This window comes from Promicromonospora kroppenstedtii DSM 19349, assembly GCF_000515355.1.
In the GTDB taxonomy this organism is placed as follows: Bacteria; Actinomycetota; Actinomycetes; order Actinomycetales; family Cellulomonadaceae; genus Promicromonospora; species Promicromonospora kroppenstedtii.
This window is the reverse complement of sequence record NZ_KI911625.1, coordinates 52,277-52,798: the sequence shown is the minus strand read 5'-3', so window position 1 is coordinate 52,798 and position 522 is coordinate 52,277. Positions and strand designations below refer to the sequence as shown.

Genomic DNA, 522 nt, shown 5'->3' with positions numbered 1-522 from the left:
CGGCTCCGGAGCCGACGGACGAGGCGACCGCCTCGCCCGAGGCGGCCGAGGCGACGTCGGACGGCGAGACCGAGGCGACCGAGGACGAGGACGAGGCCGAGGAGGAGGACGAGCCGAAGCGCGAGCCCACCCGCGAGGAGCGGGAGGAGGCGCAGGAGGACCTCGTCGAGATCCCGAACATCACGTTCGTCACGGACAGCGCCGAGCTGACCGAGCACGGGCGCAAGGTCGTGCGCAAGGCCGCCGAGGTGCTCGCGGAGCACCCGGAGGTCGAGGTGCGCATCGAGGGCCACACCGACTCGGTGGGCACCGACGAGCACAACCAGGAGCTCAGCGAGCGCCGGGCGGAGACGGTCGTCGACGAGCTGGTCCACCAGGGCGTCGAGCGCGACCGCCTGACCTGGAAGGGCTTCGGCGAGTCGGATCCGCTCGTGGTGCCGCGCACGTTCGACGACCTCGAGAAGAACCGCCGCGTGGAGTTCGACGTCACGAACTGACCGGCGCTCGCCGGTCGAGCGACCG

1 protein-coding gene is annotated in these 522 nt (G+C 72.2%); it reads left to right on the top strand.

Translation table 11 applies throughout. The features are described 5' to 3' along the window. On the top strand, window positions 1-497 hold a 497-nt coding region (locus PROKR_RS05860; RefSeq protein ID WP_157601910.1), incomplete at its 5' end, for an OmpA family protein. Window positions 498-522 lie beyond the last annotated feature (25 nt).